The 12618-nt window shown below is 62.6% G+C and carries 13 protein-coding genes; 8 read left to right on the forward strand and 5 right to left on the reverse strand.

The genetic code is table 11. The features are described from left to right. Positions 1-969: 969 nt before the first annotated feature. Entirely contained in the window at positions 970-2205 is a 1236-nt protein-coding gene (locus tag C5O79_RS01090) for a hypothetical protein (protein ID WP_236862426.1), read from the forward strand. A 104-nt stretch (positions 2206-2309) separates the two neighbouring features. Here the strand turns inward: C5O79_RS01090 and C5O79_RS01095 are convergent, their stop codons facing one another. Next, on the reverse strand, positions 2310-3014 hold the full coding sequence (locus tag C5O79_RS01095; RefSeq protein ID WP_122478116.1) for a hypothetical protein: 705 nt from the start codon (positions 3012-3014) through the stop codon (positions 2310-2312). Between the two features lie 290 nt (positions 3015-3304). Further along, the gene (locus tag C5O79_RS01100) at positions 3305-3739 is read right to left on the reverse strand and encodes a helix-turn-helix domain-containing protein (protein WP_047853179.1); all 435 of its coding nucleotides are present in this window, start codon (positions 3737-3739) and stop codon (positions 3305-3307) included. 109 nt (positions 3740-3848) lie between these two features. On the opposite strand from C5O79_RS01100, the gene C5O79_RS01105 reads away from it, so the two are divergent. Genes C5O79_RS01105 through C5O79_RS01120 form a run of 4 tightly spaced genes read left to right on the forward strand, consistent with a single transcriptional unit; the run spans position 3849 to position 6729 of the window. Next, positions 3849-4466 carry an NAD(P)H-dependent oxidoreductase gene (locus tag C5O79_RS01105; protein WP_122478118.1) on the forward strand — a complete coding sequence of 206 codons (618 nt, stop codon included), beginning with the start codon at positions 3849-3851 and terminating at the stop codon, positions 4464-4466. Between the two features lie 4 nt (positions 4467-4470). Next, the gene (locus C5O79_RS01110) at positions 4471-5124 is read left to right on the forward strand and encodes an SDR family oxidoreductase (protein ID WP_122478121.1); all 654 of its coding nucleotides are present in this window, start codon (positions 4471-4473) and stop codon (positions 5122-5124) included. A gap of 29 nt (positions 5125-5153) precedes the next feature. After that, on the forward strand, positions 5154-6065 hold the full coding sequence (locus tag C5O79_RS01115; protein WP_122478123.1) for an oxidoreductase: 912 nt from the start codon (positions 5154-5156) through the stop codon (positions 6063-6065). A gap of 28 nt (positions 6066-6093) precedes the next feature. After that, the gene (locus C5O79_RS01120; RefSeq protein WP_122478128.1) at positions 6094-6729 is read left to right on the forward strand and encodes a DsbA family protein; all 636 of its coding nucleotides are present in this window, start codon (positions 6094-6096) and stop codon (positions 6727-6729) included. Between the two features lie 189 nt (positions 6730-6918). On the opposite strand, the gene C5O79_RS01125 is transcribed toward C5O79_RS01120, so the two are convergent. After that, positions 6919-7842 carry a LysR family transcriptional regulator gene (locus C5O79_RS01125; protein WP_047853175.1) on the reverse strand — a complete coding sequence of 308 codons (924 nt, stop codon included), beginning with the start codon at positions 7840-7842 and terminating at the stop codon, positions 6919-6921. A 67-nt stretch (positions 7843-7909) separates the two neighbouring features. On the opposite strand from C5O79_RS01125, the gene C5O79_RS01130 reads away from it, so the two are divergent. After that, positions 7910-8527 (forward strand): LysE family transporter, encoded by a 618-nt coding sequence (locus tag C5O79_RS01130; RefSeq protein WP_039362507.1) that lies wholly within the window; start codon positions 7910-7912, stop codon positions 8525-8527. Between the two features lie 77 nt (positions 8528-8604). On the opposite strand, the gene C5O79_RS01135 is transcribed toward C5O79_RS01130, so the two are convergent. Further along, positions 8605-9237, reverse strand: coding sequence for an NAD(P)H-dependent oxidoreductase (locus C5O79_RS01135; protein WP_122478130.1), 633 nt, complete (start codon positions 9235-9237; stop codon positions 8605-8607). A gap of 132 nt (positions 9238-9369) precedes the next feature. On the opposite strand from C5O79_RS01135, the gene C5O79_RS01140 reads away from it, so the two are divergent. After that, complete coding sequence (locus C5O79_RS01140) at positions 9370-10248, forward strand: LysR substrate-binding domain-containing protein (RefSeq protein ID WP_122478132.1); 879 nt, start codon at positions 9370-9372, stop codon at positions 10246-10248. Between the two features lie 116 nt (positions 10249-10364). Here the strand turns inward: C5O79_RS01140 and C5O79_RS01145 are convergent, their stop codons facing one another. Further along, positions 10365-11840, reverse strand: a complete 1476-nt coding sequence (locus C5O79_RS01145; RefSeq protein WP_122478134.1) for a coniferyl aldehyde dehydrogenase — start codon at positions 11838-11840, stop codon at positions 10365-10367. 45 nt (positions 11841-11885) lie between these two features. Here C5O79_RS01145 and C5O79_RS01150 point away from each other — a divergent pair, with 45 nt between their 5' ends. After that, positions 11886-12593: a TetR/AcrR family transcriptional regulator gene (locus C5O79_RS01150; RefSeq protein ID WP_236862427.1), complete on the forward strand. Its 708-nt coding sequence runs from the start codon at positions 11886-11888 to the stop codon at positions 12591-12593. Positions 12594-12618 lie beyond the last annotated feature (25 nt).

The following is a 12618-nucleotide window of genomic DNA, read 5'->3' on the forward strand; positions in this document are numbered from 1 at the left end:
CCCGCGAGCGCGGTCAGCGACGACGAAAGCGGACCACGCTCCACCCGCGACGACAAACGGTCTGGGCATACCCATCTCGCTCGCAGATCGATCGAGCGGCCGGCCAGCCGCTGGCGACGGGCGCGAACCCTTTCGCCACGCACCAACGCAGCCGGGACGCGCTTTGCAGGTGCGAAAAACCATATCAGGAACATAAATCGTCGTCAAAATTTGTTTGATATAAGTTAATCGCGTCTGATAACCCTTAGCTTTATCGGGATTTCCCTAATAGAAACCGGCGCCAAGGTAATGCACCAGGGAGATCTGTGACTGCACGCAGATGCATGGAATCGATCCGGCTGAAATGGCCTGTTGGGAGGAGCGCCTGGCTGCCTCCAGTACCTCACTTCGAAATCCGCAGTGAAGCGGTCGATCGCTACGACATCCAGGTATGAACCCGCTGACAGTACCAATCGTTGAATGTTGGCGACGAGTCGCATCTCCGATCGGCGTCCATCACCTTCGACGTCACCGGCCGCCCCTCTTCGTCGGACTGCATTCGGCCAGTATGCGAAGCTCACCACATCGATCGGATGGACATTCAAGTGGCGCAGGTTTCTTGCGGATTCAACCCGTCGATGCAACGAATTGATGAAAGCGCTCAGCCGGTGTATCGAAGTCCAGCGTCTTTCGAGGACGCTCATTGAGCCTGCCGTTGCAGACTCCGAACCGGGCAATGGCAGCGGCCCTGACTTGTCGGATCGAAAACACGCGGCAAAGCCGGAAAATGGATTTTCATATTCACTTTTCTTGGTTCCCCTGCTTTATCACGACCTATAGATTGGGCGCGCCCATGCATTTTCGAATATTTGGAAATAACACACGCCCCATATGTTCAATAGACGTCTACTAGCACTTGCCGTACTTCCGTTCCTCCTGGATGCGTGCGGAGGAGGAAGCAGTTCGATTACTGCAGATAGCCCAAACCCGTTGGCGACACCAGATCAACTGGCAGCAGAGAAACTCGCGATCACTGCGGTAGCGGACCCTTCCGTCATTGCGGCAAAAGCCACGTTGAAAGCCGACTGGCTAGCAGCGGCTCAAGCGAAAGGCGGGGTATCCAGTGAGGCATTGACGAACATCGACCAGGCCGTGGACGAAGCTGTTTTTTCTATGGCGCTAGCGATTGCTGCAGGCGATCCCAGCGCCCCGAAGGTGGTATCGATTCTCGCGGCCCCGCACAATTGGTACGGAATGAACGTGCCAGGATCGCGAACGACATTTGACAACCCGGACACCATCTATCGCCGCATCCCGGTTGACCCTGCGTCGAGCTATGTCTTGACGGGCAAGGTCCACGCGCAAAAGCCGGTCGATTTCAATTTCAGCGTCTACAACAGCGCAAGCGCGACGGTCTTCAATTTGCCGGGCGACCAGCTCGCCACCACCGCGGACGGCAGTTACGTCATTAACGCCACCTCGACCGCAACAGGGAATGGCAATGCCATCCCGCTCGCTTCGGGCGCGGCGTCGCTCTTCGTTCGAGATACGATCGCCGAATGGGGCGTGCAACAGTTCAACAGTCTGGCGATACAGCGGGTCCCGTCCGTCTCGGCGCAACCGCTATCCGCTCAGGCGGTCGCGCAGACCCTTGCGGCGACGCTGCAGAAGCCGGGTGCCGGCGCCTCCTTCGCTGCCTTCAATGCGCTGGGATATGCGCAGGCCGTCAATACGCTTCCAGCACCATCACTTGGCGGCTCGGGCGGACGCCTTGCAAATCAGGCGGCGACCTATTCCGCTTTTCAGCTTGCCGATGATGAAGCACTGGTCGTGAACGTCAACCTCGGCGGGGCCAAATACTTCATCGCGCCAGCTTATGGACGTTGGACGATCACGACCGACTACATCAATCACACCCAGACGCTGAACAACGCGCAAGCGGTGGCCAACCCGGATGGCACCTACACGTTCGTGGTGTCCCCGACGGACCCGGGCGTTTACAACTGGGTCGATACCGTAGGTCTGCATCAGGGCTTTCTCAACCTGCGCTGGCAAGGATTGCCGGCGACACCCGCGCCACAGGGGCCTTCGGCGACAGCCCAGCTCGTGAAGATCAGCGACCTTCGGAACGTTCTCCCCGCGACAACGAAGTACGTCACTGCATCAGAACGACAAGCTCAGCTGGCCGCGCGCGCCGGGCGTTATTCATCGCGATACGCACCTTGATGGTTTCGCGTCGGCGCCAATGAGCCGCTGGCGTCGACGCGAAACGTGCGCTGCACGTGCCCCCTTCGCGGTAACGCTCATTGGGAACGTGTATACCCGAACAATCAGTCAACCCGGTACCAGCGACCAGATTCCGGGCACACGGCGGCTGGTGCGCCGTTCGACCAGACTTGCTCCTCATCCAGGTGCAGCGAGGTCGAAGGGTCGATGTCGAAGACTACCTTGAGTGCTTGCCCGACATGGGCATCTTCGATGGGAAGCTCCCAAGTCAGGAATATCTGGATGCAATCCTGGTCCGTCGCGAAGTCGACCGCATCAAAGCCGCTGCTGCGGCGCTGAATGACGCCATGAGGCTGGCCGGTATCGAATATCACGGCTGTCCCCCGGGTCAGGGGAATGCGATGGCCCGTAGCGGGAAAATGCAAGTCCAGCCCCCGGTCGTCGCTCAGGAATAGATTGCAGAAGGCCGCACCGCCATATTGCGCACCGTCATGGTGGTACTTCGCGCCACGACAGGCCATGAGGGCTACGTCACTGGAGGCAAGCACGTTGGGCAGTCCCAGTGCGCACGTCCAGTCGGACATTGCCTGCACGCAGCGCTTATAGTCCGGCCAGCGCGCTTGCGTTCGCGCCAAAGGCATAGCCTCGACGTCCCCGGGTTCCAGGACGAGTCGCGACGATGTTTCTCTGTCCCAGTCTGCAAGCACGCGTGCGGAGGGAACGGGCACGTCGACCGTGCTTGAAAGAACGATGTCACTTACGCGTCGACTGCGGATGGTGTCGCCGCTCCAGAAATAGGAAGTCAGCATGTCTCGAATTCGACGCTGTCGATGGGGGTATCTGCGCGATTGTAACGATTCAGCCTGATCACGTCGGCGAAGATCGGCCAGGGGAGCGCGGCCGGCGGCGATTGACGTCGAGGCGGCGGCGCTTGAAGTGAATGACCAGGCTAGTCACGCGCCATTGCCCGGCAATGTCTTCAAATGGGCTATTCGCCGAAGTCGGTCGTGGCCATGAACCGGCTTTTCAGAGGGGATCGATGCGTTTTCGAATGGCCGCTCTCGAGAACGCCGATTGACCGCCTGCGGCCTGGGCCCGTTTATCGACGCTGGTAGACAACGCCCTGAATCAAGACCTGATCTGGCTCCGGCGCCTCGTCAAAACGCTTGTGCGCCTCGGCAATGGCGACCTGATTCTCGCTCGCCCAGTTGACCAGCGCCATGACAGGCTTCAACAGCGTGCTGCCCATGTCAGTGAGTTCGTAATCGACGCGGGGAGGAATCGTTGGATACATCGTTCGCGTTATCAGTCCGTCGCGTTCCAGCCCGCGCAAGGTCAGTGTCAGCATCCGCTGCGAAATGCCGTCGATGCCGCGCTTCAATTCGTTGAAGCGCCGCGGGCCATTGGCCAGCATGGCGACAATGTAGAGGCTCCACTTGTCGCCAATGCGATCCAGGATTTCACGGGTTGCCAGGCAGCCGCCAGTGTCCGGTGCAGGCATATCGGCGGGTAGCTCAGGGTGACTAAGTGACATGCGTGTGCCTTCTTGTGAGGACAGGGAAGGAACCATACCATCCTACGTATGAATTGGTAAGTCAGGCTAATAATCTGACTTAGTTCTTATTTTATACCTGGGAGCCATCATGAGCCGCACCCTGCTTGTCACGTCCAGCCCGCGCGGGGATGACAGCCTGTCCACCCGCTTCGCAACCGAAATCGCCGAGGGCATCCAGGCCCGCGCGGGCGGCCTGCTGACCGTGCGCGACCTTGCCGCGAATCCTCCACCCCATATCGCACCGGCCTACATCCAGGGGCGGATTACGTCGCCCGGAGATCGCACGCCGGAACAGGTCGAGGCTGTGAAGGTCGCGCAAGAGTTGGTCGATGAGTTGAAGGTCGCCGATGTGATCGTGCTCGGTTCGGGCATGATCAACTTCAGTCTGCCCTCGCAGCTCAAGGCGTGGTTCGATCACGTCACATGGCCGGGCGTCACCTTCGGCTACGGCGATACTGGGCCGAAGGGGCTGCTGACCGGCAAAAAGGTCTATCTCGTTACCGCTGCCGGCGGCGTGTTCTCGGAAGGTGCTTGGGCGCCGTTCGACTTCCAGACCAACTATTTGCTGCATCTGCTGGGTTTCATCGGCCTGACCGACGTTGAGATGGTGCGCGTCGAAGGCACGGTTTTCGGCCCCGATGCGGCGAAGGTCGCAATCGCCAACACCGAAACGGCCATCAAGGCCTTGTTGGCGAAGGCTGCGTGACCTCATGGCCGGAAAAAAAACCGTCGCGCTGTTCGGTGCAACCGGGCCGACCGGAAGACACATCATCGAGGAAGCCCTGAAGCAGGGCTACAACCTGTCGGTCTATACGCGCGACGCAAAGAAACTCGCGTCGTTCGCGGGAAGGATCGAAATTGTCGTCGGCGACCTGCAAGACCAGAGTGCCATTGCGAAGTGCGTCCAAGGCGCCGATGCGGTCATCAGCGCCCTTGGCCCCAACGGTCTCAAGGTGCAAGGCGATAAACCGGTCATGCACGGCTTGAGCAACATCATCGTCGCGATGCAGCGCGCAGGCGTGCGCCGTCTTATCCAGATTTCAACGGCTGCCTATCGCGATCCCAAGGATGGCTTTGCCTTCAAACCCCATGCGTTCGCGCTGTTGTTCAAGGTTATCGCGCGCAAGGGGTATGAGGACATCAAGGCGACTGGCGAATTGGTCGCCAATTCGAACCTGGACTGGACACTGGTACGCATTCCTAACCTCAAGGATGGCCCCGCCGATGGCAGCGTGGATGTGGGTTGGTATGGAACGACCAAACTCGGCATGACGCTCTCCAGAGGCAATCTTGCGAAGTTCCTGGTTGACCAGGTGACCGACAGGAAGTTCGTGCGTGCCGCGCCTGGCATCGCCAATCATTGACCGGGCAACATCTCGACAAGGTTCACGTCATGAGCGGATTCACCGATGCCGATGTACCCGATCAATCGGGAAAGACCTTTATCGTCACCGGCGCCAACACCGGCATAGGCTTTGAAATAGCGCGTACGTTGGCAACGCGGCGAGCCAGGGTGCTTCTCGCGTGCCGTGACGAGTCGAAAGCGCAAGCGGCTATCAGCCGGATTCGTCTGAAGACCCCTGGAGCAAATCTCGCATTCCTGCCGCTTGATCTCGCAGACCTGACGAGCGTGCGGAACGCAGCAAAACTGGCCGAAAATGAACCGCGCATCGACGCGCTCATCAATAACGCGGGCGTGCAAGGGCCGAAGCTAAAGCACACAGTGCAAGGCTTCGAACTGACATTCGGCGTCAATCATCTTGGTTGCTTCGCGTTCACTGCGCTCATGTTGCCCAAGCTCGCGGAAACATCCGGGGCACGCATCGTCGTTACGAGCAGCGGTCTGCACAAGGACGCGAAGATCGAGTGGGACGATCTTGATGCGGAGAAGCGTTACAAGTGGATGCCTCGCTATGCAGCCAGCAAGCTTGCGAATCTGCTTTTCATCTTCGAGCTGGATCGGCGACTGCGAGCGGCGGGTACGCCTGTTACGGCAGTGGCCTGCCATCCTGGCCTTGCTGGAACCAACCTTGCACGCGATAGCTGGTGGGGCAACGCCGCCATGTCATTGTTCGGTCTGTTTTTCAACACGCCGGCTCAGGGCGCGTGGGGTGCATTGCAAGCGGCGACCGGACAAATTAAGTCCGGCGGCTATTACGGGCCGACGAAAACTTCCGAATTGCGAGGCCCCTCTGGTGAATGCACGCCGTCCGAGGACGCGCGGAATCCGGAACTCGCAAGACGACTGTGGGACGTATCGGTTCGACTGACCGGAATCGATGCCGGACTGCCCGCAAGTTCATAGCGCGAAGATCGGATCACGAGAACATCGTATGCAAATCGACCTCTATACTGAAATCACATGCCCGTGGTGCATCGTCGGGCATCATCGTCTCGATAAAGTGCTGGCGGAGCGTTTCCCCAACCTGGCCGTCGACATTCGGCAGCATCCAGTCCTGCTGCTGCCGGATGCGCCGGCAGGCGGCCTCCACATTCCTGATTTGCTGCGCTCGCGCTACGGCATAACCGATCCGAAAATCGCCTTCAATCGCCCTGAACGAGAAGCCCGCGCTTCGGGCTTCGACCTGGATCTTGGTCGCCAGCTCCGGGCCTATCCGACTCAAGCTGCTCATGCCGTGATTCTGGCAGCCGCCGGGCTTGACACGCAGCACAGGCTCGCAGTTGCCATCAGTCATGCTTATTTCATCGCAGCGAAGAACATCGCCGATGCGGACGTGCTGGCCGACATTGCCGCCGACTACGGTTTTGACCGTGATCAGGCGCGCGCCATCGCTCTTGATCCCGAACAGCACCGTCGCGTCGAAGCGGAAGCGTTCAAGTCGGCCAATGCCGGTGTCCGTTCGGTTCCTCACTTTGTCTTTGGGGGAAGCATTGCGATCAATGGCGGGCGCAGCGAAGACGAGATTGCCGCGGCGATACAAGCAGCTTCCGGCGTAATCTCTCTCTGACGCGGCTTCCTCAAATCCAACGACGAGCAGGACCTTCGCACCGGATTCTCGGCTGTAGCGACGTCGATCCCCGTGGCGGGCGATACCGGGCGCCGGGACGACCGATCGCGATGCCTGCGCCGAGCTTCGCCATGCCCCCTTCGATGGGGGCACGCGGCGCCCCCCCCATCTGCGCACACCCACACACCATCAAACCGCCGCCCTCAACCACCCCAGCACCTCCCCCTGCGCACTCCCCGCCACCACCGGTTCCGGCGTCAGCAAGCAGTAATGCGAGCCATCCTCGACGAACCCCATCGGCGCGACCAGCACACCGCTTTCGATGTCGTCTCGCACGAGATGCCACGGGCCGATGGCGACACCGAGCCCCGCGACGGCCGCCTGCAGACTGAAATAGAAATGGTCGAACGTCTGCCCGCGCCCGCCTGCCGCCGGCTGATTCGCCGCCACCGCCCATTCCTTCCACGCGTCCGGCCGGGTCCGCGTGTGCAATGCCGGCACGTCCGTCTTCAACGAACGATTACCACGACGCGCGGAAAACCACGCATCGACCTTGTCCGGCCGGCAGACCGGCCCCACCTTCTCCGCGAACAGCCGCTCCGCGTGATAACCCGCCGGCCACGCAAAGTCATCGCGTCGAATCGCCATGTCGATGCCGCTGTCGAATGAAAACGGGCCGCCCGCGGCAGCCAGGTGAATGTCGACGCCCGCATGCCGCGCCTGAAAATCCGGCCAGCGCGGAATCAGCCAGCGCATCAGAAGCGTCGGTTCGCACGACAGGACCCAGCGCCGCGCGCGGGCGGCTTCGGTACGCAATTCCTGCGCTGCGTGACGCATCAGCCCCAGCCCGTCATGGACGGCCTGCGCCAGCTTGCGGCCCGCATCGGTCAGGAACACACGGCGGCTGCGCCGCTGGAACAGCGCGACGCCCAGGTCGTCCTCGAGCAATCGCACCGCGCGGCTGACCGCGCCATGAGTCAGGCACAGCTCGTCGGCGGCGCGGCTGAAATTCTCGTGCCGCGCCGCCGCCTCGAAGCAACGCAGCGCCATCAGCGATGGCAGGTTCGTTCGAATGGATTGTGAGTCAATCTCACCATTCTGGTCAGAAATCATCGCTTTTCCCGATGGAACATGACTCATAAGATTGCGCCATCAAGCCATCAATCGCAAGGACAAGACGATGACCGAACTGATAGTTGTAGTCACCATCACGCTGCTGGCCGTCATCAGCCCGGGGCCGGACTTCGCGATGGTCACGCGCAACAGCCTGATGCTGTCGCGCCGCTCGGGCGTACTCACCGCGCTGGGTATCGGGCTCGGCGTGACGGTTCACGTGAGCTACACGCTGCTGGGCGTCGGCCTGCTGATCCGCCAGTCGCTGTGGCTCTTCAATGCCGTCAAGCTGGTCGGCGCGATCTACCTGATCTACCTCGGCGTGAAGATGCTCATGACGAAGGCCGGCAACGGGCACACGGATGCACCGGCCGCGCCGCTATCCGACCTGGCCGCGCTGCGCACCGGCTTCCTGACCAATGCGCTGAACCCCAAGACCACGGTGTTCATCGTCAGCCTGTTCATGCAGGCCGTGCGGCCCGACACGCCGTTGATCGTGCAGATCGGCTACGGCGCGTTCATCGCCGCCGCGCATGCCGGCTGGTTCAGCCTGGTGGCCCTCTGCTTCTCCGCGACGGCCGTCCGCGATCGCCTGCTGGCGCTGCGGCACTGGATCGATCGCACCTTCGGCTGCCTGCTCGTGGGCTTCGGCGTCGCGCTTGCCATCGCCCGCGGCGGGCGCTGACGCGAAACGGCGCGCCACGTGCCGATGCAGCCGACGGGCGCGCTTCGCCGGCGCGCCGGATACGCCGCGCGGCAGCGTCAGAACGTGCGCGCGATGGTACGGGCCTCGTCGATCGCGCGACTCCGATCGACCGCTCCGTCGGGACCGAACAAGGTGCGCTCGACGACGATCCCGGTGACGTCCGTCACGCCCACGAACTTGAGCCAGGTCTCCATGTACGGACGCTGAAGATCGAATTCGGCAGCCGGCGTAAATGAGCCCGGCGACTGATAGCCGAGCCCGCGCGCATAGACCACCGCCGCCTTTTTCCCGGCCAGCTTGCCGGCGAAACCGGCGCCGTCGAACGTGAACAGCACGTCCTTCTGCGAGATCGCATCGATCAGGTGCTTGAGTTTGTACGGAATACTGAAATTCCACAGCGGCACGCCGAACAGGAGCTTGTCCGCTTCGTGAAACGGCGCCGCGAGCTGCTCGATCCGTTGCCATGCAGCCGCCTGAGCCGGCGTCAACGCGTTGCCGCTCAGTCCCGCATATTTCGCGGCGAGCGCGGCTTCGTCGAATTCGGGTATCGCCAGGTTCCAGATGTCGAGCTTCTGTATCTCGTGATCGGGATGGGCGAGCCGGTACGCATCGAGAAAGGCATTGCACACGTCGATGGATGCCGAGTAGTCCTTGTTGGGTGAGCCTTCGATATAGAGCACGCGTGTCATGAAACCGGTCCTTGCCGAAAGTGACGGCGATGCGCGGGATGCGCGATCGCCCACTGCACTTCGCAGCCTATCGGATCGACCTATAATCCGGAAACGATATGAATTGATCGAATTAACCTGAATTGGTGATGAATGAACATGCCCCTCGACACGTCACTGCTTCATACGTTCGTCGCCATCGCCGACGTGCGGAGCTTTACCGGCGCAGGTCGCCGGCTGAATCTCAGCCAATCCGCGGTCAGTGCGCAGATCGCTCGTCTCGAGGAGCAGGTCGGCCGGGCGCTGCTCGCCCGCAATACGCGCAGCGTCACGCTCACCGAGCACGGCCGGATGCTGCTCGGCTACGCGCGCGCGATGCTCAACCTGAGCGAGGAAGCGAAGACGAGGCTGGGCAGCGGCAACGCAGTCGATGTGACGCTGCGTATCGGTGCATCGGAGGATTTTGCGGGGGGCTGGCTTCCCGACGTGATGCGCCGCCATGGCGCCGCGCGGCGCGGCTTGCGGCTGAATCTGACGGTCGACATCGGCGACAGCCTGTTTCAACGGCACGCAAACGGCGAATTCGATCTCGTGATCGGCAGCCGGTGCGCGCACACGGGCCAGGGCGCGACGTTGTGGCGAGAGCCGCTCGTCTGGGCGTTTGCGCGCCACGAGCCGCTGCCGGAAGGCGATGTGCCGCTCGCGTGCTTCCCCGATCCATGCCCGTACCGGGGCGCTGCCATCAAGGCGCTCGCACTGGCCGGCATGCCCTATCGCATTGCATGCGAAAGCCCGAGCGTCACCGGCATCCTCACGTTTGCACGCGCCGGCATCGCGATCGCGCCGGTGCCGCGCAGCGCGATCGACGACACGCTCCGCGAGCTGGGCGCGGCCGAAGGCTTGCCGGCGCTGCCGGACATGGAATTCGTGATGATGCATGACGCGGAAACGCTGGCCGCCGTCGAATTCGCCGCGACGCTTGTCGATGAAACCGCCATTCGCAACGGGGCCGGCGCGCGCAGCCGGCCTTAGCCGGCATCCTTCACGGTCGAGATTCGATCCAGGCACTCACCGGCGCATGCGCCCTCGACCACAACGGCGCGCTGCTTGCGAAACAGCCTCGCGCCGGTGCCGGTGCATCATCGGTCTCAGCGCTTCGCGCTCAATCCCGCCCGTGCACCCGCCGGTTCCCGGCTGCGCCCGAGCAGCGCCGCCAGCGACAGATCCGCGAGCTTGCCGAACGGCGCGCGCAGCAGGCTCGGCAGGTTCCAGCGGCCCAGCACGAACACGCCCTTGGCATGGCTCATCGCGCGGAATCCCTCGATGCCGTGATACGCGCCCATCCCGCTCGGACCGACACCGCCGAACGGCAAGTCTTCCTGCGCGACATGCAGGAGCGTGTTGTTGATGCCGACATTGCCCGACGTGGTGCGCTTGAGCAACGACTCGCAATCGCTGTCCCGCGGGCCGAAGTAATACAGCGCAAGCGGCCGCGGGCGCGCATTCACGTAGTCGACGACTTCGTCGATCGTGCGATACGTGCGCACCGGCAGGATCGGCCCGAAGATCTCTTCCTGCATGACGGTCGTATCGTCGCCGGCCCCGACGATCAGCGTGGGCGCGAGCGTCCGTTTGCGGGTGGCCGCCTGCTGCGGGTTCACGCCCGCCTCGACCACGCGCGCGCCCTTGCTGCGCGCTTCGTCGATGAGGTTTTTCAGGCGATCGAAATGCCGGTCGCTGACGATCGACGTGTAGTCTGGGCTGGTCGGCCCGTCCGGATAGAAACGCGCGACAGCCGCATCGTATTGCGCGACGAACGCGTCGAGGTCGTCTTCATGCACCAGCGCATAGTCGGGCGCGACGCAGGTCTGCCCGCCGTTCGACAACTTGCCGAACACGATGCTGGACATCGTCCGGCCGTCGACGTGCCCTCTCGCGACGATCGCCGGGCTCTTGCCGCCGAGTTCGAGCGTCACCGGCACCAGATTGTCGCTGGCCGCCTTCATCACCTTGCGGCCCACCTGCGTGCTGCCGGTAAACAGCAGATGGTCGAACGGCAAGCCGCTGAAGGCAGCGCCGACTTCCGGGCCGCCGAGCACGACCGCGACTTCTTCGCTCGGGAAGGTTTCCGCGAGCATCCGGCGCATCACCTCGCTGGTGCGCGGCGTCAGTTCCGACGGCTTGAGCATCGCGCGGTTGCCCGCGGCCAGCGCGGTGGCGAGCGGAATGAACGTAAGCGCGAACGGGTAATTCCACGGTGCCATCACACCGATCACACCCAGCGGCTGGTACTCCACGTGCGCCTGCCCGGCGCGGTAAAAGATCCCGACGTGCCGGCGCTGCGGCTTCGTGAAGCGGCGCAGGTTGCGCGTCAGGTAGTCGATCGCCTGGATCACGCCGACCAGTTCCATGATCGCGGTCTCGTGTCGCGAGCGATGCCCGAAATCGGCGCTGACCGCCTCCTCCACTTCGCTGCGATACGCGAGCACCACGGCGCGCAGCCGCGCGAGCCGTGCCTTGCGCTGCTGCACGCTCGGCGGCCCGTCGCTCACGAACGCGTTGCGCTGGCGGGCCAGCAACACCGCCGGGTCGAAGCTCGAGCTGGATTCTGCGGAAACGGCCATGGTGCACCTCACGGGGTTGCGTCGATGTAGACACTGTCAACTTGCATGCGGCGGATCATAGGACCACAATGTGTTCCCTGTCAACATAGGAGCAACACGATGTCGTCGGATGCGGATTCGGACGCCGGGCAAAAGGCTTATCACCACGGGGATCTGCGTCGCGCGATCATCGAAACGGCGCTCGACACGCTGCAGGAGCAACAAGGCTGGCAGTTCACGCTGCGCGAAATCGCGCGGCGCGCGAACGTCAGCCACTCGGCGCCGTATCGGCATTTCCCGGACAAGGCCGCGTTGCTGCACGAGCTCGCGCTGATCGGCTTCGATCGCCTGCACGAAGACCTCAAGGCGTCCGTCGATCCAGCAGCGGACGCACCGGATGTGCTGCTCGCGCTCGCTTACGCTCATCTCGCTTTCGGGCAGCGCAATCCGGATCTCTATCGACTGATGTTTGCCGCGGATGCCGGCGAGCCCACGGACATCCATCTGGATCCGCGTGTGCAGGCGCCGTTCCTGCTGGTCGTCGACATCCTGGAGCGTGGCCAGCGCGCCGGCACGATCCGCCCGCGCCCCGCGCTCGGGCAGGCGACCGCCTGCTGGGCGCATCTGCATGGCCTGACGATGCTGGCGATCGACGGGCGGCTGGTGCGCGAGAAGGTGGGCGATCACGCGATCGAAGATGCGCTGACCACGTTGCTGGATGGTCTCGTGCTGCCCGCCAGCCCCGCGCGGGCCGCGAAGACGAAAAGGGCTTGACCTTCAACTTCGCTCAAAGGTTATG

Source organism: Burkholderia sp. SRS-25, assembly GCF_004343765.1.
Lineage (GTDB): Bacteria > Pseudomonadota > Gammaproteobacteria > Burkholderiales > Burkholderiaceae > Burkholderia > Burkholderia contaminans.

Excerpts from the sequence above, each read along its gene's own strand:
- C5O79_RS01095 (WP_122478116.1), bottom strand. The coding sequence starts at position 3,014 with ATGCTGACTTCCTATTTCTGGAGCGGCGACACCATCCGCAGTCGACGC.
- C5O79_RS01100 (WP_047853179.1), bottom strand. The coding sequence starts at position 3,739 with ATGTCACTTAGTCACCCTGAGCTACCCGCCGATATGCCTGCACCGGAC.
- C5O79_RS01105 (WP_122478118.1), top strand. The coding sequence starts at position 3,849 with ATGAGCCGCACCCTGCTTGTCACGTCCAGCCCGCGCGGGGATGACAGC.
- C5O79_RS01110 (WP_122478121.1), top strand. The coding sequence starts at position 4,471 with ATGGCCGGAAAAAAAACCGTCGCGCTGTTCGGTGCAACCGGGCCGACC.
- C5O79_RS01115 (WP_122478123.1), top strand. The coding sequence starts at position 5,154 with ATGAGCGGATTCACCGATGCCGATGTACCCGATCAATCGGGAAAGACC.
- C5O79_RS01120 (WP_122478128.1), top strand. The coding sequence starts at position 6,094 with ATGCAAATCGACCTCTATACTGAAATCACATGCCCGTGGTGCATCGTC.
- C5O79_RS01125 (WP_047853175.1), bottom strand. The coding sequence starts at position 7,842 with ATGATTTCTGACCAGAATGGTGAGATTGACTCACAATCCATTCGAACG.
- C5O79_RS01130 (WP_039362507.1), top strand. The coding sequence starts at position 7,910 with ATGACCGAACTGATAGTTGTAGTCACCATCACGCTGCTGGCCGTCATC.
- C5O79_RS01135 (WP_122478130.1), bottom strand. The coding sequence starts at position 9,237 with ATGACACGCGTGCTCTATATCGAAGGCTCACCCAACAAGGACTACTCG.
- C5O79_RS01140 (WP_122478132.1), top strand. The coding sequence starts at position 9,370 with ATGAACATGCCCCTCGACACGTCACTGCTTCATACGTTCGTCGCCATC.
- C5O79_RS01145 (WP_122478134.1), bottom strand. The coding sequence starts at position 11,840 with ATGGCCGTTTCCGCAGAATCCAGCTCGAGCTTCGACCCGGCGGTGTTG.
- C5O79_RS01150 (WP_236862427.1), top strand. The coding sequence starts at position 11,886 with ATGCGGCGGATCATAGGACCACAATGTGTTCCCTGTCAACATAGGAGC.